Source organism: Leptolyngbya sp. FACHB-321 (assembly GCF_014695975.1).
Taxonomy (GTDB): Bacteria; Cyanobacteriota; Cyanobacteriia; order Leptolyngbyales; family Leptolyngbyaceae; genus Stenomitos.
Genome location: NZ_JACJPI010000054.1, coordinates 16,203 through 38,286 on the forward strand (window position 1 = coordinate 16,203; position 22,084 = coordinate 38,286).

At 49.7% G+C, this 22,084-nt stretch carries 20 protein-coding genes and 2 pseudogenes; 9 read left to right on the forward strand and 13 right to left on the reverse strand.

The genetic code is table 11. The annotated features are described in order from the left end of the window. Positions 1–129: 129 nt before the first annotated feature. On the reverse strand, positions 130–609 hold the full coding sequence (locus H6F76_RS09955; protein ID WP_190507860.1) for an AAC(3)-I family aminoglycoside N-acetyltransferase: 480 nt from the start codon (positions 607–609) through the stop codon (positions 130–132). Positions 610–724: 115 nt separating this feature from the next. Continuing rightward, positions 725–1,114: a Nif11-like leader peptide family natural product precursor gene (locus H6F76_RS09960; RefSeq protein ID WP_190507862.1), complete on the reverse strand. Its 390-nt coding sequence runs from the start codon at positions 1,112–1,114 to the stop codon at positions 725–727. A gap of 314 nt (positions 1,115–1,428) precedes the next feature. Here H6F76_RS09960 and H6F76_RS09965 point away from each other — a divergent pair, with 314 nt between their 5' ends. Further along, positions 1,429–1,830 (forward strand): response regulator, encoded by a 402-nt coding sequence (locus H6F76_RS09965; RefSeq protein ID WP_190507864.1) that lies wholly within the window; start codon positions 1,429–1,431, stop codon positions 1,828–1,830. Positions 1,831–1,952: 122 nt separating this feature from the next. Here the strand turns inward: H6F76_RS09965 and mnmA are convergent, their stop codons facing one another. Continuing rightward, complete coding sequence (gene mnmA, locus H6F76_RS09970) at positions 1,953–3,008, reverse strand: tRNA 2-thiouridine(34) synthase MnmA (RefSeq protein ID WP_190447158.1); 1,056 nt, start codon at positions 3,006–3,008, stop codon at positions 1,953–1,955. A gap of 285 nt (positions 3,009–3,293) precedes the next feature. Further along, positions 3,294–3,902, reverse strand: coding sequence for an SH3 domain-containing protein (locus H6F76_RS09975; RefSeq protein ID WP_190507866.1), 609 nt, complete (start codon positions 3,900–3,902; stop codon positions 3,294–3,296). 314 nt (positions 3,903–4,216) lie between these two features. Between H6F76_RS09975 and petJ the strand changes: the two genes are divergently transcribed. The 5 genes from petJ (at position 4,217) to H6F76_RS09995 (ending at position 9,259) form a co-directional block, all read left to right on the forward strand. Continuing rightward, positions 4,217–4,567, forward strand: a complete 351-nt coding sequence (gene petJ, locus H6F76_RS09980) for a cytochrome c6 PetJ (protein ID WP_190507868.1) — start codon at positions 4,217–4,219, stop codon at positions 4,565–4,567. Between the two features lie 99 nt (positions 4,568–4,666). Next, a complete protein-coding gene (locus H6F76_RS09985) occupies positions 4,667–5,887 on the forward strand; it encodes a sulfite exporter TauE/SafE family protein (protein WP_190507870.1) in 1,221 nt (406 codons plus the stop codon). Positions 5,888–6,149: 262 nt separating this feature from the next. Next, on the forward strand, positions 6,150–6,272 hold the full coding sequence (locus H6F76_RS30985; protein WP_277881207.1) for a hypothetical protein: 123 nt from the start codon (positions 6,150–6,152) through the stop codon (positions 6,270–6,272). 179 nt (positions 6,273–6,451) lie between these two features. Continuing rightward, positions 6,452–7,042: a LemA family protein gene (locus H6F76_RS09990; protein WP_190507873.1), complete on the forward strand. Its 591-nt coding sequence runs from the start codon at positions 6,452–6,454 to the stop codon at positions 7,040–7,042. Between the two features lie 129 nt (positions 7,043–7,171). Then, entirely contained in the window at positions 7,172–9,259 is a 2,088-nt protein-coding gene (locus H6F76_RS09995; protein ID WP_199322025.1) for a M48 family metallopeptidase, read from the forward strand. A gap of 36 nt (positions 9,260–9,295) precedes the next feature. Here the strand turns inward: H6F76_RS09995 and H6F76_RS31440 are convergent. Both H6F76_RS31440 and H6F76_RS10005 read right to left on the reverse strand, forming a co-directional pair. Next, positions 9,296–9,714 (reverse strand): annotated as a pseudogene (locus tag H6F76_RS31440) (PIN domain-containing protein). Between the two features lie 5 nt (positions 9,715–9,719). Further along, the gene (locus H6F76_RS10005; protein ID WP_190507887.1) at positions 9,720–9,914 is read right to left on the reverse strand and encodes a hypothetical protein; all 195 of its coding nucleotides are present in this window, start codon (positions 9,912–9,914) and stop codon (positions 9,720–9,722) included. 300 nt (positions 9,915–10,214) lie between these two features. On the opposite strand from H6F76_RS10005, the gene H6F76_RS30405 reads away from it, so the two are divergent. Further along, positions 10,215–11,723: a CAP domain-containing protein gene (locus H6F76_RS30405; protein ID WP_242036599.1), complete on the forward strand. Its 1,509-nt coding sequence runs from the start codon at positions 10,215–10,217 to the stop codon at positions 11,721–11,723. Positions 11,724–11,824: 101 nt separating this feature from the next. On the opposite strand, the gene H6F76_RS10015 is transcribed toward H6F76_RS30405, so the two are convergent. The 6 genes from H6F76_RS10015 to dnaG form a co-directional block, all read right to left on the reverse strand. Beyond that, a complete protein-coding gene (locus tag H6F76_RS10015) occupies positions 11,825–13,744 on the reverse strand; it encodes an ABC transporter ATP-binding protein (RefSeq protein WP_190507875.1) in 1,920 nt (639 codons plus the stop codon). Between the two features lie 104 nt (positions 13,745–13,848). Continuing rightward, on the reverse strand, positions 13,849–14,802 hold the full coding sequence (locus H6F76_RS10020) for an asparaginase (RefSeq protein ID WP_190507878.1): 954 nt from the start codon (positions 14,800–14,802) through the stop codon (positions 13,849–13,851). Between the two features lie 128 nt (positions 14,803–14,930). Then, a complete protein-coding gene (locus H6F76_RS10025; protein ID WP_190507880.1) occupies positions 14,931–15,428 on the reverse strand; it encodes a CGLD27 family protein in 498 nt (165 codons plus the stop codon). Positions 15,429–15,476: 48 nt separating this feature from the next. Continuing rightward, entirely contained in the window at positions 15,477–15,713 is a 237-nt protein-coding gene (locus H6F76_RS10030) for a hypothetical protein (protein ID WP_190507881.1), read from the reverse strand. A gap of 14 nt (positions 15,714–15,727) precedes the next feature. Beyond that, positions 15,728–15,946, reverse strand: a complete 219-nt coding sequence (locus tag H6F76_RS10035) for a hypothetical protein (RefSeq protein ID WP_190446066.1) — start codon at positions 15,944–15,946, stop codon at positions 15,728–15,730. A gap of 841 nt (positions 15,947–16,787) precedes the next feature. Continuing rightward, positions 16,788–18,710 (reverse strand): DNA primase, encoded by a 1,923-nt coding sequence (gene dnaG, locus H6F76_RS10040; RefSeq protein ID WP_190507883.1) that lies wholly within the window; start codon positions 18,708–18,710, stop codon positions 16,788–16,790. Positions 18,711–19,200: 490 nt separating this feature from the next. Here dnaG and H6F76_RS10045 point away from each other — a divergent pair, with 490 nt between their 5' ends. Continuing rightward, complete coding sequence (locus H6F76_RS10045; protein ID WP_190446046.1) at positions 19,201–20,565, forward strand: N-acetylmuramoyl-L-alanine amidase; 1,365 nt, start codon at positions 19,201–19,203, stop codon at positions 20,563–20,565. A 68-nt stretch (positions 20,566–20,633) separates the two neighbouring features. On the opposite strand, the gene H6F76_RS10050 is transcribed toward H6F76_RS10045, so the two are convergent. Then, on the reverse strand, positions 20,634–21,599 hold the full coding sequence (locus H6F76_RS10050; protein WP_190507884.1) for a CHAD domain-containing protein: 966 nt from the start codon (positions 21,597–21,599) through the stop codon (positions 20,634–20,636). Positions 21,600–21,973: 374 nt separating this feature from the next. Between H6F76_RS10050 and H6F76_RS10055 the strand changes: the two are divergent. Next, positions 21,974–22,084, forward strand: a pseudogene (locus tag H6F76_RS10055) (photosystem II D2 protein (photosystem q(a) protein)); the annotation flags it as partial.

Here is a 22,084-nt window from a genome sequence, read left to right on the forward strand (position 1 = left end):
GCAGGTGAGGCATTGTGGTATGGCAAATATGTTAATGCCAAGCATAGAAACTAACGACTTAACTTGGCGGCGACAGACTAACTTGACATCCGCACCAAGATCTCTCGATCGTCCACAACGTTTGAACTATTAGGCATCATCGCTGACCGCCACAGGAATGTCAAAATGAAGCACATCTTCGCGTGCCCCAAGCTTCGTGTAGAGTGCAATCGCAGGGTCATCTCCGATGTCCGCCTGTACGAAAATAACATAGGCTGCTCGCGCTACAGCGATCTTCTTTAATTCCTGGATTAGTGCAGTGGCAATCCCTTCGCGTCGATGCGCTGCTGCAACCGCCAGATCGTAAAGATAAATTTCACTACGCTCTTGCTCGAACTTCTGGAGTTCATAGGCAGCGAGACCTCCGACTACTAATCCCTTTTTCAATGCTGCAAGCGCAATGAAATAATCGCTGTTTAGCAACCGCTTGAAATAGGTATGGCTGGGGCGAGACGAGCTATAGGTATCAACTTCGTTGAAAGCCTCACCGAAGGTATCCAATAAATCCTCAACAAGTGCCAGGTCGTTGGCAAAAAGCTGACGAATGCTAACTGGCTCGGAGGATGACATTTTCTACCTGTTGACTGGAGCGCTACAAAAAGGTGCTGGGTAAGATGTCTAACAATAGTGCCTCAGTCTTGCTGGTTCATAAGACTCGGCAGAGCCATCGCTACCATTGCAAAACTTAACCCAGACCGAGATAGGTTTTGCCCAAGTAGCGTGTGAGTCGTTTGAGTGGGTTCGCCGCTGCATCAAGTTGAGTCACATTGTTGCTTGCTGACATCCCTACTAACGCTGCAAACGCTTCATCAGACAAAATACCCGACTGATGCTGCTGGAACGCATCCACCACAGTTACAAGATCATTAGCCGAAAAGGTATAGCCGTTCTGGGCAGCAAAGGCAGCAACAATAGGAGCACGTTCTCCCTTCAGCGCTTCGGTTTCGGCAGCGTCTAACTCAGTTTCACTGCTGATATTACCATCACCAACACCTAGCAGCGTTTCAAGCTGCTGACGCAGAGCTTGGTCTTCGGCGGTCTTTTGCATGAATTGCAGTACGGTAGTAGTTGCCATATCACAAAGTTGCTCTAGATGATCTATTTGATCAAATGTTAACAGAGGTTTGTGAAGATGCTAAAGAACAAAACCTGAAGTTTCCCATTTGCAGTTGCAGCCGAAGCGAAAAAGGGCACTCTAACCCAGAGGTGCGGGCATTGTCAGTAAAAAGGTGTGGAGCACAACTTTATGGCTTGTCACTTTTCCTTGAATACCCGTTAAAGCGCTGTATCAGTGTGAAATGCTGTCCCAAGCAGCACGAGGACTGAGAACTGGGCTGTTTTGGGAAAGCGCTTCGATCGCCACACGAAGGGTAGTGTACGACAACAATAATGAATGTAATGCCAAGAGTCGCTGTATTAGATGATGACGAAGGCTGGTGCTTTGCCATCAAACGTTTTTTTAGAGCTAACTTTGAAGTCACCACGTTTACAGATGCCCAAAGTTTTCTGAATGCCACGCTTGAGTCTTACGATCTCGTCATTATCGACTTTACGATCGCACCCAACCATCGTCATGAAACTTCTACAAATGGCATTGAAGTGATTCATCAATTGAAAACCCAACTGAAGCATCCTCCCCTGACCATGCTCACCTCCGCCTTCATTAGTCGGGGTGATGTGGCAATCAACGGCACCTTGAGCGCACACGCAGATGCCGTTATGCCCAAAGATTGCGGGTTAGATGAAATATTGCAAACGGCTCAAAATCTGCTGGCTTCTAGAGCAAGCTAAGTGGTGCAGAGTAGCCCTTTGCCAGCAACTAGAGTTAAAGAGCGTTGCAATAGCTTAAAGCTATAAGGTCAAGGAGTGATCCTTGACAAATAATTTGTCACCAGCCCCAAGCTAAAAGGGTGCTACTCTTGGCGATCGATAATGCCACCGCCCAGCAAGACCTCGCCATCGTACCAAACGGCTGCCTGACCGGGTGTGATGCTCGACTGCGGCTCGTCAAAGACAACACGCACACGATCGTTCTCCAACGGAATCACGGTAGCAGGAACAGCCAGCGATCGATAGCGAATTTGCACGTCTGCCCGAATAGGTGTAGCTGGTGCCGCAATCGAAGCCCAGTTGAGCCGCTGGACGGTACATTCAGCCGCCAGAGTCGCAGTGCGATCGCCCACAATCACGCGATTGTTTGCAGCGTCTAGCGCCACCACATACAACGGTTCACTATGAGCAACGCCCAGCCCCTTTCGCTGACCAATGGTGTAGTGATGTACCCCTTCATGCTGCCCTAGCACCTTACCCGACTGGTCAACAATTTCACCCGACTGAGGCGTAATGTATTTGTCTAAGAACGCCCGCATTGAACCATTGGCTTCTACCAGACAGAGATCCTGGCTTTCGGGCTTGTCGGCAGTGTGTAACCCAAAGGCAGCGGCAACCTGACGAGTTTCAGTTTTAGGCTGTTCTCCTAGCGGAAAGAGAACCCGCGCCAGAACATCTTGCGGCAGGTCGTACAAAAAGTAGGACTGATCTTTTGTGCGATCGATCGCCCGTAACAACTGATAGCGACCCGATGTCACATCGTAGCGAGTGCGGGCATAGTGACCGGTGGCAATGCGATCGATACCCAATGTTTCCTGTGCATAGCGCAGCATCGGGCTAAACTTTACTGCTTTGTTGCACTGAGAACAGGGCAGCGGCGTAACGCCCGTGCTGTAACCAGCCACCAGATAGTCCACGATGTTTTCCTGAAAGGATTCGCGGGTATCAACGATGTGATGAGGAATGCCTAACTGTTCGCATAACTGAGCGGCATCTACCATTCCTTCAGAGCAGCACTGCCCCTTCCCTTTCATTAACCAAAGCGTCAGCCCCACGACCGAGTAGCCCTGATCGTGCAGCATAGCAGCGGCTGTTGAACTATCGACTCCACCGGAGAGTCCTACCACAACGTTTTTCATGGACAGCGAAACAAAAAGATTTGCAAGCAATTGCTTCTCTAGGCTAACACCCACGCAGGCTTGACGGCGTTGAGATTTCAACGTAAATCACAACAGCCTATGCTTTAACGACGTAGGCAGCCAGGTAAACAAGAGCGTTCGCTAACCCCATCGTTCTAAGGGATGCCTTCTGCCCTTCAACAGGACAGGCTTAGTTACTCGATCGTTGATACGGCAGGAACGTCCCAATGTATGAATGGGGCTGTATCTTATCTCCAGCAGGGGCGATCGCATCCACTAGCACCATTAGCGAATACCGATCGTGAGGCTATATTCGCCAGTCACGCCCGACTGCTGTTCTTCTGGCACTAGCTGCACCCGCACCCGATAATCGCCAGAGCGACGTAGCACACCCGACCAGTTGCGGCTACCTGTATAAAGGTTGCTGCCATTCGGGTCAAACACTTGCACTTGTAAATAAGGGCTGGTGCCGACTGTGCTGGTGGTAAGCATTTGACCTGCGCCAGCTCTTAGCAGATAGTTGTGAGACTGTGTGCCCTGCACCCTGCCGCCGACTTTAGCAGCAGATGTCCCCGGTGCAAACGAGATGCGTTGGGATGTTGCTGCCGCATTTACCCGCAGTAAGTCGCCTCGAATCCAGCCGCGTGCGCCCGAACTGGGAAACTCGACCAAGTACCACTGATAGCCATCCGGTGCATTCGTTTGGTTAAGGATATTGACCCGATCGCCACCTAACCCGTAGTGCTGAACACGTGCACTTGTTGAAGGAGACTGCCGTACATTGACCCGACCCCCCGGAGTTCCCTGAATTGTCCCTGTGTCTGCCGACGCTGGTAGCACCGTAGCAAGCGAGATAACGAGGGCTGTAATTAATGCTGAGTACTTAAACTTCATCACAAAGACCTGTTGAAAAAGAGTGCTTAGACTAGCTACACCTCCTCCTCCTCAATACCGCACATTTGCCTCATAACTAAATGGTATTCAGGTTCATGACAGGCGCGATCAATGTACTGACAGAGCTAAATGCGATCGCCCCGGTTGTAGAAAACATCAGTCTGTGGCGCGGCTTCGCTAACGTTACGGCGTAATGATCAGCGTACAAAAGAGAGAAAGAGTACGCCCTAACACTTCGACAGCCTGTCTTTTGACGCTGTGACCAGTCAGGTAAACAATAGAGCTTGCTGATGCTTCGTTGTGAGGGGACTGGTATGAAAAAACTAATGTCGAGCTTGCTGGTAGCGATCGCGCTCTGTCTCACGTTCTTTACTACTCCCGCACTGGCAGATGCCGCGACAGCTCTTACTGCAAGGGGTGCCAAGCTCTTTAGTGCAAATTGTGCAGCTTGTCATCAAGGTGGCAACAATGTTATTTCTGCTAACAAAAACCTGAAAGCAGCCGCGCTGAAGCAGTATGGTATGGATTCGACTGAAGCGATTATCGCCCAGGTGACAAACGGTAAAAACGCCATGCCTGCGTTCAAAGGTCGGCTAAAAGAAGAGGATATCCAAGCCGTAGCTGCTTATGTGTTAGACCAGTCAGCAAAGGACTGGAAAAAGTGATGCATTACTGGGTGTCCCGAAGCCAATGATGGGTTTGGACATTTAGAAGGTACAACGCTCAAACCTCTTTTGACCAATGATTTAGGTTGCCTACGGATAATGACTGATTTGTTGCTGGTCATGCTGCTAGGACTGCTGGGCAGTTTTGGGCATTGTGTGGGGATGTGTGGACCACTCACAGCCGCCTTTGCGCTGTCTCAGCAGTCCTCGTCGTGGCAACAGCGCTTGTTTTTTCATGGATTGTTAAACCTGGGGCGCATTGTGAGCTATGCACTGGTGGGTGCTGGCATTGGCGCACTTGGATCAGTGCTGGTCGCTGGTGGACAACTGGCAGGGATTGACAGTGGACTGCGACAGGGGTTGTCGATCGTCACCGGGTTGGTACTCATCTGGATGGGGTTAACGCAGATTAATCCCAAACTATTGCCAGGATTGCCCTTGCTTCATCCCATTCTGCAAGGCGGCTTTCACGAGCGTCTGAGTGGTGGCATGATGCAGCTTTCCAGCTATGCTCACTGGTGGACTCCAGCACTCCTCGGCATGACATGGGGCTTGATTCCCTGCGGGTTTTTGTATACGGCGCAGATCAAAGCGGCTGAAACGGGTAGCCTCTGGCATGGCACCGCAACAATGTTGGCCTTTGGTCTGGGTACTATGCCCTCAATGTTGGGCGTTGGGCTTTCGACAGCGCTGGTCAGTCGCGATCGCCGCAGTCAACTTTTTCGCATGGGTGGGTGGGTCACGCTAGCGATCGGCATTCTCACCCTCCTCCGTACAGACGCAATGGTGGACTACACTGGGCATGCTGCTATCCTTTGCCTGATGCTGGCACTGCTTGCCCGTCCTGTGAGTCCTTTCTGGCAGTTTCCCTTGCGCTATCGGCGTGTGTTTGGTGTCGGTGCCTATGTCCTCTCGCTGGCACACATCGGCCATATGCTGGCTCACACCTTTGAATGGGATCTGCAAAGCCTGCCGTTTTTACCGATCGAGCAGCAGGTAGGCATCTGGGCAGGCATTGTTGCGATCGGTCTCATGACTCCCGTTGCCCTCACCAGTTTTGACTGGATGGTCAAGGTACTAGGTCGGCATTGGCGACACATTCATCTCTTAAGCGTTCCAGCCTTGATCCTTTGCGTCGCGCACACAGTTTTGGTTGGCTCTCATTACCTCGGCACAACCGAATGGACAACGGCAAACAAAGTGCTGTCTGGCTGTTTAGTAATCGTTACAGCGGGCATCTTGCTCGTACGGTTACCCTGGTTCTGGTCTTTACCAGGCTTGAAACCGTTTTATACCTCACCCATTCGCACTAAAGATTAAGGTCTATGGCTAGGATGCAGTGAAGTTGCTTAGGAATGGGAATTCAATAAGTTCGATCTTTGGTAGGGACAGGTTTACTGTCAAAGCTATTGCAGGATGCTGTTTGATCTGCTAAACCCGCCCCTACAGTTTGCGGATTGATTAAATTCATGCTCCTTGGTGCCTAAACGCAGCAGAACATTGGCATCAGCTTAGAGTTGGTCATCGCTGCTAATGATGCGTTCTCCATTGGCTAGCGAAAGAACAGGATTCTACGCTTTGAATGATGACGCAAGCTAACCGTGCTCTCGATCCGGTCGATCGCTTAATTTTCGTGTGGCGCTTAAATCTGTTTTCAGCGCACACAGAATGGGCACACTTCAACCAGGAAAACTATTTCCTGTAGGAAAACCAATTTCCTGCTAATGGCATAAGGCAATGATGGAGCAATCGCGTTCTCGCAGTATGCGCTTGCAGACTTTTGTATTGAACTTCTAGCAGTGATTGCATGGTGCGATCGTCAAGCCCATGTTGCTTCATTTTAGCTGCCTTCACTAACCTACTGAACTTTAGGACTCAGACATTATGGGGACTTTGATTTTTCTGGTTGTACTGATTCTGATCATTGGTTTCATCTTTATGGATGGCTACAACGGTCTTGTGACGCTCCGCAACCGTTACAAGAATGCCTATAGCCAGATTGATGTGCAGTTACAACGGCGTTACGACTTGATTCCAAATTTGGTGGAAACTGCGAAAGGCTACATGAAGCATGAGCGGGAAACACTCGAAGCCGTCGTTGCTGCCAGAAATGCTGCGTTGTCAGCCAATAGCCGTGCTGCCAGAAATCCTGGTGATCCAAGCACCATGCAGCAATTGGGTGATGCAGAAAGTGCGCTGACAGGCGCGTTAGGACGCTTGATGGTGCTGTCAGAAGCCTATCCTGATTTGAAGGCTGATCAGACGATGACCCTCGTGATGGAAGAACTATCCTCCACTGAAAATAAAGTCGCCTTTGCCCGTCAGGCTTTTAACGATGCCGTTACCTTGTACAACACAAAGCGCGAAGTCTTCCCCAGCAATCTGGTAGCAAATGGGTTCAACTTTGCACAAGCAGAACTGTTAGAAGAAGCTGCACCAGAGGTTAAAGTCGCACCGCGCGTATCGTTCAGCTAAGGGCAGGAGTCAGCAGTGAGCTTTTTACTTCACGCTGATAGCGATTTCCAAAGCAATCTTCGACCGTAGGAAGCATTCATCTCCAAGGATGACGCGCCTCCACTTCCTAAATTCTCCTGGCAGAGCATCATGAATTTTTTTGAGCATCAAGATCAGGCGCGAAACAATACGCGAAAGCTGATTCTGCTTTTCGCGCTGTCTCTGTTGTTTATCACTGTCACGGTTTACTTAGCGGCAGTTGTTACGCTGTCGGGTTCGTCTAAAGGGTCAAAGTCGCGATCGTCCCGCTACTCATCAATCAACTGTACCCAACCGCGTTCTGCCGCTGGTGAACCTCGCGTTAGCACCAATTTTAATGATCCGGCTGAACGCTTTCAATCGCGTAACCCCAATAGTGTTGCCGTTAGTCCCTCTCTACGGGTGCCATGTCCGCCTGTCACTCAGAAAGCAGCCTTTAGCTGGTGGAATCCCTCGCTGTTCTTCACCATTGGCACTGGCACTGTAGTCATTGTGGGTTTGGGTAGCCTGTACAAAATTCAAACGTTGAAAGCAGGCGGCAGTGTTATTGCCCAGGAAATGGGCGGACGGTTGCTGCTGTCAGAAATGGCGCACCCGGAAGAACGGCAGTTGTTGAATGTCGTTGAGGAAATGGCGATCGCCGCTGGCATCTCAATCCCTGCCGTGTATGTTCTCGACGGGGAGCAAGGCATCAACACATTTGCTGTCGGTTTTACATCCAATGATGCTGTTATTGGTGTCACACGCGGAACACTTGATGTCCTTTCCCGTGACGAATTACAAGGAATGATTGGGCATGAATTCAGCCATATTCTGAATGGCGATATGCGGCTGAATATTCGTCTCATCGGCATACTGCATGGGCTGCTGGTCCTTTACATTACAGGACGAGTCTTGATCAATTGCCGACCAGGTGGCAAGGAAGGGAATGCCTTACTCGCATTTGGCATTGCTCTTGTAGTGATTGGTAGCTTTGGCTTGTTGTGCGGTCGGTTGATTAAAAGCGAAATCTCGCGCCAACGTGAATTTTTGGCAGATGCATCCGCAGTGCAGTTTACCCGCAACCCAGCCGGACTTGCAGGCGCGATGAACAAAATCGCTAACCACCCTTACGGCTCGTTAATGCAACACCCCGCTGCAGAGGGTAACAGCCACCTTTTTTTCAGCAGTGCATTGCACTTCGGGGTTCTCGGATCGTTGTTTTCGACGCATCCAAAGGCAGAACAACGGATGCGTCGTATCGAAGCTTTCAAAGGCAAGTATGCGACTCAAACGCCCACGTTTGGAGGCAGCAGTCGTTCACCGTTGGTTGGTCAAGCTGGCAGCACCACTGTAGCTAGACATACGAATATTCAGGCAAATGCGGCTCAGGTCGTGGATCAGGTTGGCACCGTTACATCCGAACACTACGCCTATGCGAAAGCGCTTCTGGGACAGTTACCTGAATCCCTTCTGTCAGGTATTCGAGAGCCGCAGGGCGCGATCGCGATCGTTTACGGGCTGCTGCTCGACACTCAAAATGCCGCTGTGCGAACGAAACAACTAGAGTGGCTGAAGCAGGTTGAACCAGCCGATGTCATTGAGAAAACTCTGGCGTTGAGTGCTGACATTGATGTACTTGATCCACGATCGCGGCTCCCCCTGGTTGATCTCACCATACCCGTTTTGCGTCAGAGTGATACCGACCAACACCAGCGGCTTTTCAAATGCATTCAGGGTTTGGCAAATGCGGATGGACGTTGGTCATTGTCAGAATTTGTCCTGTATGCCGTGTTGCGCCATCGCTTGCAGCCGTCCAGCGTGACAAGCCCTCAATCTACCGAGTTCACTACGATCGGGCAAATCTGGTCAGACTGTTTGATTCTGCTGTCAGGCTTGGCGCAGGTTGGACAAACGGGCACCGATGCGATTACCTATGCCTTTCGCTCTGGCGTTCATCGGTTGCCGGGAGCCGGACAGGAAATCTTGCCCGATGCACCACCAGCCTGCAACATGAAAACGCTGAAGTATAGTATCGATCGCCTAAACCTGGCAACGCCGAAGCTCAAACAAGCGATCGTTGATGCCTGTGCTCATACAGTGTTGCTGGATAACAAGGTGACGGTACAGGAAGCAGAATTACTGCGGGCGATCGTCATTTTGCTCGACTGCCCCATGCCGCCCTTTTTGAACATTGGTAGCAAGCGGATTAAGGCATAAAGCTAGCTCAGAGGAGGTGCTGAGTTTCACGATGCTCTACTGGATTTGGAAGAGGGTCGATCGTGCTACCAGTATTCGAAAGATCAATCCGTCCACATAATTGAAGTCTGTATCATTGGTCGCTAACACCCAACCTCGTTCTAAGCACTGAGCAGCAATCCATATATCATTCATGGGAATTGGTCGTCCCTTTCGCTTCAATGCTAACCGTGTTTGAGCATAGCTTCTGCTGTTTCTCTTCCTAAAGGCACCGCAATGCAAGCCTCCATGAACTCCAGGTAACGAGGCAAATTTTGTAACGATCGTGCAGAGTTTTCAGCATTAAACAACAACTCTCCGACCACAACCATCAGTAAAATTATTTCCGGCAACGCCAATACTTTTTCGGCGATCGCAGTGTCTCCATTCAAGAAACGAACGGCAACAGACGTATCTAGTGCAATCGCACCACTCATTGACATCAACCTGTCGGCAATCGGTTGCAATAGTTCACTGTAGTTCCTTCCGCCTCTGCGTCACTTAAAATACCGACAAACTTGGCAAGCGGATGCTCTTGGCGTACAGCCTTAAGCCGATGCAAAAAATCCAGAACTGGTTGTACTAAATCATCAGAAACCTGCTCGATCTCCTGAATCAGTTGCTCACGCTTTGCCATGTGTCTTATATCCTCTAGCAACGTCCGTTTGTTTGAACTCGATACGATTTTATCCTTTGATTTTAGCTAAGGGAGAATCGCCCTCTTTAGCCCATGTGCCGGGTTTTTCGATGCTTCATTGGATTTAGAAGAGAGGCGATCACGTTAACTGTACTTTTGAACACACAAGCTGAAAGACATCAGTTTTATTAAATCTTTGTACAACTAACCTAGGCACTAATTTTCTCTAAAGTTTTAAGCAATTGTTTAAGTCTGAAAGGTAGAGAAGGAAATGTATATAAACAGTACTTTAACATCACTATGCCGTTAGATTTGTTTGACCCGAGCTTCTACCGATCTGCCAATGCTGATTTGAGAGGCTTCAGTGATGCTCAAGCTTTATCTCATTTCCAAACACATGGGCTCAATGAAGGTCGTCAATTTTCTCCATTTATTGATCTGAATTTCTATCGCTCAAGCAACAGTGATCTCGCAAGATTTAGCAATCAACAAGCTTTTAACCATTTGCGAGATTATGGCATATCAGAAGCGCGTACTTTTTCGCAATTTGCCAGCCTGAATTTCTACAGGTTTGCAAATAATGATGTAGCTAGCTATAGCAATCAGCAACTCTTTGAACATTTGCGCTCATACGGAGCTGACGAAGGTCGTCTCTTTTCGCAATCTTTCGATTCAAACTTTTACTTGGCTAGCCACCCTGATGTAGCCCAAGTATATGGGGGTAGTAGAAAAGGTGCGTTATTTCATTTTGAGTTAAACGGTTTTTGGGAAGGACGGCAGTCTTCCCTCAATTTTAACGTGAACTATTATCGAGCGGCTAACTCAGATTTGGCAGTCGCTAATCTAAACAACAAACAGCTTTTAGAGCACTTCCAGAGATTTGGTATTAATGAGGGGCGCTTAACATCTGAAGCCTTCAATGTCAAAGCTTATCTTTCTCACAATTCGGATTTAGCCTCAACTGGCATGAACTATAGACAGGCGACTGATCATTTCATTCGTTTCGGTCGGTGGGAAAATCGTCAAGCCAGCCAATTTATTAATAGCGATTATGCTCGTAATACTTTTGATTCAGCACGCGATGTTTTTTTTGATAATAATTCTGTTGTCTTTCGAGACTCCATTCAAAATTCAGATCCTAATGACTTCTATAGATTCAACTTGTCAACGCAGCGAGGTAGTTCTTTTCGGCTCCAACTGAATGGCCTCACATCGAACTTAAATGTTGAGTTGTACAATAGTAATAGGCAGTTAATTCTTCAATCTTCTAATGCTGGTACTACCGGTGAGTTGTTAGCTAAAAACCTAGCTGCCGGAACTTATTACATTAAAGTTTATCAGGCTGGAACAGGTTCAGCTTCTAACTATAACTTAAATATATCATCTGCTCCTTTATCAACTGGCAATTATTTTGCAGACAAAGTTGTAGACCTTACCAACGTCCAACGCGTTCAATTTGGCTTAACTCCCCTCCTGCTACAACTGCAATTAACCTCGGCTGCACAAACTCATAGCCAGAATATGGCATTGTCTGACTTCTTTAGTCATACAGGGGCGGATGGTTCGTCAGCCAGCAGCAGAGCACAAACAGCAGGTTATTCCTCATCCTACGTTGGGGAAAATATTGCAGCAGGTTATATTACGCCTGAAGAGGTAATACAAGGGTGGATGAATAGCTCAGGGCACCGTGCAAATATCCTTAATATGAGCTACCAAGAAATTGGGGTTGGCTATTACTACCTTGCTAACGATGGTGGGCAAGTGAATTATAAACATTACTGGACTCAGGGTTTCGGTGCAATTTTCTAAAGCAAATAGGTTTCCTCTCACACTGCTAGTTGTGAGCTTTAACCAGAATAAGGAATAACCTTAAGAACGCTTTTGTCAATTCTCGATGAGAAGAGGCTTTCCTAACCGACTGAGAGACCGCGTTGGGTTTGTCGATCGCGTATCCGTTCCAAACTACTCACTGGAATGGCAGAAATGAGTTGGCGTGTGTAGTCTTTTTGGGGTGTGCGATAGATGCTTTCGGAGGGACCAATTTCTTCGATTTCGCCTTTGTTCATGACCATAATGCGATCGCTCATGAACTTCACCACGCTCAGATCATGAGAGATGAAAATGTAGGTGAGGTTGAACTCGCCTTGTAGCTCTTTCAGTAAGTTCAAAACTTGCGCCTGCACCGAAACATCCAGTGCCGAAACGGATTCGTCGCAAATGATGAATTTGGGGTTAAGGGCGAGCGATCGGGCGATGCAAATCCGCTGACGTTGCCCACCCGAAAACTCGTGCGGATAGCGGTTTAAGGCATCAGCATTTAAGCCCACTCGTTCTAGTAAATAGACAGCGCGTTTCTGCTGCTCCTGCCGTGCCTTGGGTTTGGCGTGAATTTGCATCGGTTCCATCACCGCTTTGCCGACTGTCATGCGAGCATCCAGCGAACCAAAGGGATTCTGGAAGATAATCTGCATTTCTCGCCGCAGCCGTCGCATCTCGTTTGGCACAAGGGCAGTCACTTCTTGATTTTCAAACCGTACCGTGCCGCTAGCAGGCTTGATGAGTTGCAAGATGGCGCGTGCCAGCGTCGATTTGCCACAACCAGATTCGCCCACCAATCCCAGCGTTTCACCGGGATAGACATCAAAGGAGACATCCTTCACTGCCACAAAGTAGCGTTTGGTTTGCCCAAAGGCACCGCGCACGGGAAACTGTACACGCAGGTTTTGAACAGACAGTAATGGGGTTGCTTGCTGGAGTAAGGCTAGGCGCTGGTCGAGTTCGTCCTGGCTGACCTCGCGTGCGAGATGAAGTGCTCGAGCGACATCCGTTTCGCGTTCTTCAATCAGCAGTTCGCCTGATGGTGAGGTGCTGACCTGCATAAAGTCTGAGACTGTGGGTAAAAGATTGAGGCGGCGATCGAGCCGAGGGCGGCAGGTCAGTAAGCCTTTCGTATAGGGATGCTGCGGGTTTGAGTAGATCTGCAAAACGGGACCCGCTTCGACAATTTTGCCCTGATACATAACAGCAACATCATCAGCAATTTCGGCAATTAGCCCCAGGTCATGGGTGATGAACATCATGGACATACCGCGTCGATCGCGCAAGTCCCGCAGCAGATCCAAAATCGTTGCCTGCACGGTAACATCCAGTGCGGTAGTCGGTTCATCAGCAATCAGCAACGCAGGGTCACAGGCGATCGCCATAGCAATCATCACCCGCTGCATTTGCCCACCTGATAGCTCATGGGGATAGCGGTTGAGAAAGGCTGCCTTTTGGCGAAACACCTGCTGCTCAACCTCTGAAGCAGGCGGCAACGGCACAGTCGGATTATTGCGCTGGAGGTCTTCCACATAGCGCTGTTTCATCACCCCATCGTCTGGCAGCAGGCGCACTTCCTGAAGGCGGGCGATCGCTTCGCGTTCGGCTTCTTTCTGCGTTATTCGTTTGTGCAGACGGATTGCTTCCACAAGCTGAAATCCGATCGTATAAACCGGATTCAGCGAACTCATGGGTTCCTGAAAAATCATCGAGATTTCGCCGCCGCGGTAGTCTTCAAGCTGGCGACTGGGGATTTTGGCAAGGTCGATCGCCTGCGCCCCCCTCTCAGCACCCCAAAACAAAATTTCGCCCTTCGTTACTTTGCCAGGAGACGGCACTAAGCCCATCACCGCCAGCGATGTCACCGATTTTCCTGAACCCGATTCGCCTACAATCCCCAGCGTTTGCCCTCGTTTCACTTCAAACGAGATGCTATCCACTGCCTTGAGCAATCGTCCATCCGGCTGAAACTGAACTTCAAGGTTGTTGACTTGCAGGACTGTGTCGCTCATGAGGTACCGCGAGAACTTTCCTGGATTTTAACAGCCTCTCTGGATCGATTGTGTTTAGTGACACAGGATTCAGTGTTAACTCGCTCAGTACATCTTGCTTATGCTTACAGCATCGACAGTTCGCCTGCGACTTCAAGCCGGGTCACGCTGCTCATCGTCATAAAGCTTTCTGAAAGCGTTTCTGACACCGAAGGACTGATCCAGCCCATTTGCTTCAGCAGGTGAATCGCGACGGCGTATTTCGCCCGTTTTGCACCGTCCATCACTTTGATAGCTAACCCCATACCTTCACCCAAGCGCCCGATGCACTGAATACCTTCTGCTCCAGCTTTACTGACGAGTTCGCCTTCAGTCAGGCGCATCAGTTCGGTATCAAATTCGCCCTCGCCTGCCACCATGGCTGGATGGTGGGTCATTGCTCGCACAATCCGTTCCATGTCCAAACTTTCACCTGAAGCAAGACGGGCATAAAGTGAGGCAATCTGCCCTAGCTGCATAAAGTAGGTCGGGGCACCGCAGTCATCACGAGCGCTGATAAACTCTTCGGCAGGCATGCGGAGCTGCTCGGCAACTTTTTGCAAAATCAATTGCTGCACTGGGTGGCTGCGCTGAAGGTAGCTGCTGAGCGGAAAATTTCGCTGTTGGCACACGGCAAGCATACCAGCGTGTTTACCAGAACAGTTATATTCCAAGCGGCTACGCTTCCCAGTCGGTACAGGGCACTGGAGCACAGTTGGGTCAACATCTGCACGCCAGAGAATGTTGAATGCCTGACGCACCTGCTCGATCGTTCCCTTGTGTGAACTACAGATAATTGCCAGGTCGCGATCGGTCAATCCATAGCGCTCCAGTGTACCTGTCGTCGTTACGGCTAATGCCTGAAAGGGCTTTAAGGCAGAGCGCACGAAGGTTGCGGTCTCTGCACTTCCAGCCACCAGCAAATTTCGCCCTCGGTTGTCACAAATGACTGCCTGGACGAAATGCCTGGATTCGATAATACCTTCGCGCAGTAAGCGGACTTCCAGCTCTGCGGCTTGTGTGCGTCTTCCCCTAGTCATGCGTACGACTCTAACATTTGAAGGGGACGAAGGGCGGAAAAGTTTTGAGTTTCAGGTGTGAAGTGAGGAGGAAAGGTTAAGGGATAAAGTATAAAAATTTAGCCTTCAGCTTTTAGCTTTCGCCGTTTTTACAGCACATTCCATATTCCCCAGCCTGCCAGTAGCCCGATCGCCAAGACACCAAAAGTTCGTGTGAGGCGTTTGAGAACGGGTTGAATCTGGTAAGTGACCACTAGTTGATCTTGAGCGAGCATTGCTGGCGGCTTTGCCCACAGTTGACCGTCATACCAACCCGATTCTTCATAAAAAATGGTGGCGGCAGACAAACGCGATTGAATGTATGTCCAGCCTAAATACAGGCGTAAAAGCACCAGCGAAAGGCAGAGGGCAGCGCCTGCTGTACCAGCGAGGGCAAACTGAGCCGGATGTTTGGCGATCGGGAAGCTAGCGGCAGCGATCGGTCCAGCAAGTAGCCAACTCCAGCCCCAAATCCAGAGCAGCTTGCGAATGTATTGCGGTAACCCAAGTGCTGACCACCGAAAAAACCAAGATTCTTTTAACTCCTGGTACTCGTTTAACGGTTGCTGCTCGAAGGGAACCGGGCAGGGAGAGACAGAAGACTTCATGACTACGCCATCCGGTAGCAAGCTGGCACACTTCACACTATAAACGACTTAAGCCAGATGAACGAGTGGCAAGCGATGACTACTTTGCTTAGGGCTTGCGTAGGCACCATTACTCTGCGCTATTTGAGGCAGGACTGCACTGCTCGTTCTATTTAATTTGAGCGATCGTGGCGGCGGTACGGGCGGAAACAGAGCGAGGGCTGCAAAGGTGGGATGCACTCTTGATAGCTCAACAAAAAAGATGGCTGGTTTAGTTAAAACCAGCCACCTGACACGCCTATTCACTGTCAGTGCTCCAACTAAATGGACTGAACCATGTCCCTATCAAGGTCGGTTGCGATCGAGCCCTGCAAATTATCTGGATCAACGTAATGACAAACTGCATCATTCATACAGATGAATGCCCAGCCAGCGCGATCGATATTGACTAACTTATAGGATGCTTCTTGAACGAAACAGCCTCTGTGATTGCGAGTTTCTGGCTTAACTTGAATGTTATCGAGATCATCAAAAATCATATCTAACTCCCTAGCTCTAAAGAGCGGTAAAAAGGTTTGCCGAAGAGCGCGAAGCTCTGTCTAATTAAGTAACTAAATACTATCACTGAATTCTTAGAGCACTCATTACGTTATGTAGGTAAATATAACGAGACGTAAATTGCTGAAGGTTTTCATCGTCTAAAAACTTAATTTCTAGCATTACCTTTGCGAAGAAGTGTATCGATTCAGCTTCAACACATTCAACCACTTCTTTGGTTAACTTTTCTTTACAAACCCTCTAATTTAATCAGGATGCTTCAACAGCTAGTTACACCTCCTAAAAGCCAGGAGCGGTTACTAAAGCCTGTTAACGTCACGGCTACATAGTTCTTTGAAAAGGTGAGAGGGAGCGGAAGGTGGAAAGGAAATGAGAATGAGTGATGGCATGGCTCTGGACAATTCTGTGGCAGTTCGCTTCTTTCTGAAAGAGCAGTAGAAAGAGTTAGTTCTAAGAAAAACCTACTGATCTAAGCTTGAAGGTAGCTTTCGCTAAAGCATAAGAGATGCATCACTCCTAAGACCTATCAATTGCCAAGTAGTTACCGATACGACTTGAAGTTGTTTTCTGTAGATGCAAAGTATTTAGTAAGCAGCGATCAATGCAAGATTGCCAACTAAAAGTAACCGCTTGCTTGGAACTAAGTCAGAGGGCTAAGTTGAACACTACTGAGAGACCGGGTTTCGACTGCACTCGATCCGCCGCCATAGAAGACTGAGAGCATTGAGACTTTGGCATGAGCGCTCAGTCAAATGCGAAGTCGAAAGGCATCTTAATAAAGACTTACGCCCTCCTACTTATGTGAAATTTTGCAACTTGTTCTTAGCTGATGACGGGCGCTTGTACGAGGTCTTCAAAAGTGGTTTGACGTTCGCGATCGAGGTCTTGAATCCGCTGATCTTCAGCACGAATCTTTTTCTGGTAGAAGTGTCCTAAATCGGGTGCAGTCGCGCAGTCAGTCTTTTCCCAAAGGGAGATAAAATGGCGACGACGTTTTTCGCACATCACTTTTTCCATTGAGGCGACGGCAGCGCGGATGACAAGAGCCGATCTCAGCACGTTAATGTCTCCCGTTTCGTCAAGCTGAAACAGAGCGTAAATTTTGCTCATGTCGCTGGGGAAGTCGGTGCAGCGGTCTTGCAGCAGTGTCAGTAGATCCAGTGAAGGATCGGCTTCAACATCAAACCCTTCTTCTTTTAGCGCCAGAGTTTGTCGCCACAGAAAGCGGTGATGGGACAAACTGAACTCCAGATCGCGGGCTTCAAGCGCTTCAACGATCGCCGCACGGTGCAGCGGTTTATGTAGGTAAAGGCGCAGCAGTTGCGCTTCTGATTCTTCTAATAAATCGCGTTCGCTGCTGGTTTGCCACTTTTGCGATCGCCCATGCCAACGTTCGCCGCGCACCTGAAGCCGTAAATTATCTTCTAACTGCCGCATGAGGCGACTGTTGCCCTGACTCAACAATTCAGCACATTTCTGAATGTAATGGGTACGCAGCATCGAATTTGGTAGGTTGCCCAGCAGCTTAACGACAATCTGGACGCTGTGCTGAAACTGATCTGCCTGGTTCAGGTCTTGTCCGGCGATCGCCTGCTGAATCTGCCAGTCAAGCCAGAGAGGCGAATCATCCAATAACTGCTGATAGTCGGCTGGCGTATTCGTTTGTAGAAACTCGTCTGGGTCTTTGCCAGTGGGAATATTGAGGATGCGAAGCTGCACCTCGCCCTGGTATGCCAGCGCTGCCACTTCGCCGATCGCCCGTTCTGCCGCCTGAGTGCCCGCGCGATCGGCATCAAAGTTAAACACAATGCGTTTGGATTCGGTGTAGCGCAAGAGTTGACGTACCTGAGCAAGGCTCAACGCTGTACCCATTGAGGCGACTACGTTAGTAATGCCTGCACTGTGGAGCGCGATGACATCAAAATAGCCTTCGACCACCACTGCCTGGTCTTGTTTGGCGATCGCCGCCCGTGCCTTATCTAGCGCAAAGAGAATATTGCCTTTATCGAATAGCTCGGTTTCGGGTGAGTTGAGGTATTTGGGCTGCTCATCGCCCAGCGATCGTCCCCCAAAGCCCACCACTCGCCCTTGAAGATCGTGAATGGGAATCATGAGGCGATCGCGAAAGCGGTCATAGTAACTGCCCGTTGCACCTTTGCGTGGCACAATCAGCCCTGCTCGTTCTACCAGTGCGACAGGATAGTGCTTTTGCTCCACCAGATAGCCAAACAGGGTTTCCCAACCAGCAGGCGCGTAGCCCAACTGAAACTGCTGGATCGTTGTTGCAGTCAACTTCCGTTGCTCAGTCAGGTATGCCAGGGCTGCCTTTCCCTGCGGCTGGTTCAAAGCATGCTCAAAGAATCGGGCTGTGAGCGCGAGAATTTCATGCAACTGCTCCCGCACTGAAATCTGGCGCTGTAATTCTTGCCGTTGAGCGGGTTCTAGCGTCTGCACCGAGACTTGATAGCGCTTTGCTAGATCTAGCACCACTTCGCTGAACGAGTGTTTCCCCAACTCCATCAGAAATTTGATTGCGTTTCCACCCGCACCACAACTAAAGCAGTAGTAAAACTGCTTGCTGGGGCTGACTGTAAAGCTGGGCGTTTTGTCGTCGTGAAAGGGGCACAACCCGGTAAAGTCCTTCCCTAACTTTCGCAAGACAACGTGCTCAGACACCACATCAACGATGTCTGCCCGCTGTCGGACTTGCTCGATCGTATCAGGGTGAAGACGCGGGATGTCCATTGGAAAGAGAGTAGGGGAAATGAAGTCTCCCTATTGTCGCAAATTTCGTTGGGAAGGGGCGTATCCGTCGTAGCGTTTGGTGTGGCTCTGCTATCTTTTGACTCAGGGTAAGTAGCGGCACACTTCTTTGCAATACTTCATGCTTACAAAAAGGATTCCTTTTCTCTAGGTTGCTCTGGGTTGAGCGGGATTTCAGACATAGTGCTTCCGAAAGTGATCATGTGTCAGATTCCAGTGGATGCCTAGGAACCAACTACAGGTTCGCCACTCTTCTGCTCTGCTGCTAATCTTAACAAGCCGGGTTTTTGTACCGAAGCATCTTGCCTTTGAAGCTTTAGCGGCTGCTTTTCCGTTCCTCCGCACCGATTAATCCTCTCTTCTCATGTCCTCATATTTTTTTCCCAACCCCTTTACGTGGTGTAAAACATGGGCAGTGCATTCTCAAGCGAGTTAACATCGCTACGTTACGCGTGAAGGGACACAGGGGCAGATGGGACGAATTTTTATTTCAGCAGCGCACGGTGGTCAGGAAAGCGGTGTGACCGATCCGGGAGCGGTGATTGCAGGCACAACCGAATCCAGAGAGATGATTTTGACACGCGATCTAGTCGTGACAGAACTGCGATCGCGCAGCTTTGAAATTCTGTCTGTCCCCGATGATCTAAGCGCCAGACAAACGCTTGATTGGATTAATGGTCGCTCTCGCGCTGGAGACATTGCCCTGGAAATCCATACAGATGCCTTTTCTAACCCGTCTGTGCGTGGGTCAGCTGTGTTCTACATTGCTAACAATGCTCAGCGCAAGGCACAGGCAGAAACGCTTTTGCTAGCGCTGCTGCGCCGGGTGCCTCAGCTACCCAATCGGGGTGCGCGACCTGATACCGCAACAGGTTTGGGCAGTCTAGCGTTCTGTCGGCAGTTGGTTGTGCCAGCGCTCTTGATGGAAGTTGCTGTCCTCTCTAACCCAGACGATCGCTTCATCATTCAAAACCAGCGACGGAATGTAGCGCTGGGTCTTGCTGATGGGTTGGCATCCTGGAGCCGATCGGTGTCGCCTCCTACGTCTACTCCAAATCCAACGCCATCTCCGGGTACCTATCCGCCTTGCAATATTAATATTAATGGGCAAACCTATGGCGAACAGGGCATCATCGTCAGCGGTAATGCGTATGTGCCGATCGATCTGGTCGATCGACTGGGGGTAGACGTTTCCACTGATCCCAATGTTCGTCGCATCACCTACCGCAACATTGTGTACGTCCGAGCGGTTGACTTGCGCGATCGACATGTTTCGATCGCCTGGGACAGCACAAACCGTACGATCTTTCTCAAGTCAGCCTCACAAATCTGTTCTGGTCAGTTCGACAAGATTTCGGGGCAGGGCAACACCTCCGAAGTCCAGCTCCTCATGTTCCTCAAGGCAAATAATGAAGCAGCGCTGACCCGTTACCCAGAGATCGCTAAACTCTACCGAGAGGAAGGTAGCATTGAAGGCATTAATTATGATGTTGCGTTCGCGCAAATGTGTCTGGAAACTGACTTTCTCCGCTTTAGCGGTACCGTCAGACCCGAGCAAAACAACTTCGGCGGACTAGGTTCAGCGGGTGGCGATTCGCAAGGAGCCTCCTTCCCTAGTGCTCGTATTGGTGTACGAGCGCAAATCCAGCATTTGAAAGCCTATGCGAATGCAGAGCCACTCGTGCAGGCAGTGGTCGATCCTCGCTTTAACTTTGTAGCTCGTGGGGTTGCGCCCCTTGTCGGTTTATTAAGCGGACGCTGGGCTGCTGATCCTAAATATGGCGACAAACTGCTTGCCGTACTGAAGCGCCTCTATGAATCAGCGGGATTGATGTAGAGCAGTCAGCGGTCAGCAGTCAGCATGAAATCTGGATCTGAAGGCTGGTGGCTGAAAGCTGATAGCTCTTATTTAGAAAGCTGCTGTTCCGTTGGCATGTCAGCCGCGATCGGCTCCAGCAGCAATTGACGAAGCTGTTGACGAAAGGCTGGCTCTAAGTAGCGTAGCCGTACTGCTTCCCAGCCAGACATTGCTTCCGTTTGAGTTTGGTGGATGGCAGTTTGCAGTTCGGGCAACTGAGTGTGCTTAGGCTGGTGCTTTTTCAGCAACGCCTGTAAAACCTGGCTATCGTGTACTGTCCCCAACTTGGACTGGATTGCCTTGACATCATCAATCCACGTTTGGAAGGCTTCGCCATAGAACGAAACAAAGAACTCTGCCTGATAGCGGACGTGCTTGCACGCTTTGCGCAAGTCATGCAAACTTTCACTATCGGCATCCGAAGCGTCCGCCGGTACCAACCAGCCAGGGTGTAAGAGCAACGTTGAAAGCAGTGGACTCAACAGATCTGGCAAAAACAGTTGCAAGGGTTGGCTCGCTAGCGCTGTGTAACGAGGCTGCTCGATCCAGGTTTCGTAGGCAGTTTTGAGTTGCTGGTAGCGCGATCGCGTCAGCGCATCTTTTACATCTGCTGATGCCACGCGGCGCTCTTTCTGAAGTTTTGCAATCACGTCATCGAGCGATCGCTGCGTGGTTTCAGCTACGTCAGAGCGATACTGGGTTTGCAAGGCGTCTATCTGCACATCCAAATCTCGCAGCCGACCCAGCACTTTAGCCAGGGAGCCAATCTGTTTCGCTGCCGCAGCCTTTGGCAGTGCGATCGCCCAATCAAAAACCTGTAGTGCCGTTCGTAACCGACGCGTACCCACCCGCATCTGGTGAAGCGGTTCTGGATTTTTGTCAGCAATTACCTTTTTCTCGTGCTTCACCACCGCACGATATTGCTCGGCAATGACCGCATGAGCAAACGCGCCCAGCGTGACAGAGGGATCAATGAGAGACGTTGCAGTTACCTGCTTTTTATCTATTTTCATCTCACCCTCGCTCTCAACGAAAAAACAAATGAAGCGCTCTGTTACAACTCAGACGCTTTGAATACTCCTAAACGTAGGAGCAATCTTAATAAATTCATTATATCAATTTCCCCAAGAGCGTTGCTGCCTCTTTATCGCTGCAAGCCTACTGCTCATTGCTTCCATGGCACATTCTCTTGCTGTAGCCTTAGCTTTAAATAGTGAGAATTCACCTGGCAAATCTGTAGGGTTATCCATATAATTGAGGGATGGTAAAGAAACGTAACCTTCTGCTCATAATTTGTGATGCTGTCTCAATGTTTGTTGAGCAGTAGACGCGCGGGCAGGCTTTTACGGCATCCAGTCCTCATTATTATTTATCGGAGATCTGCGCTATGACTATAGCTGTCGGGCGCGCGCCAGCGAATCGAGGGGCGTTTGACGTTCTCGACGATTGGCTGAAACGCGATCGCTTCGTCTTTGTCGGTTGGTCTGGGTTACTGCTG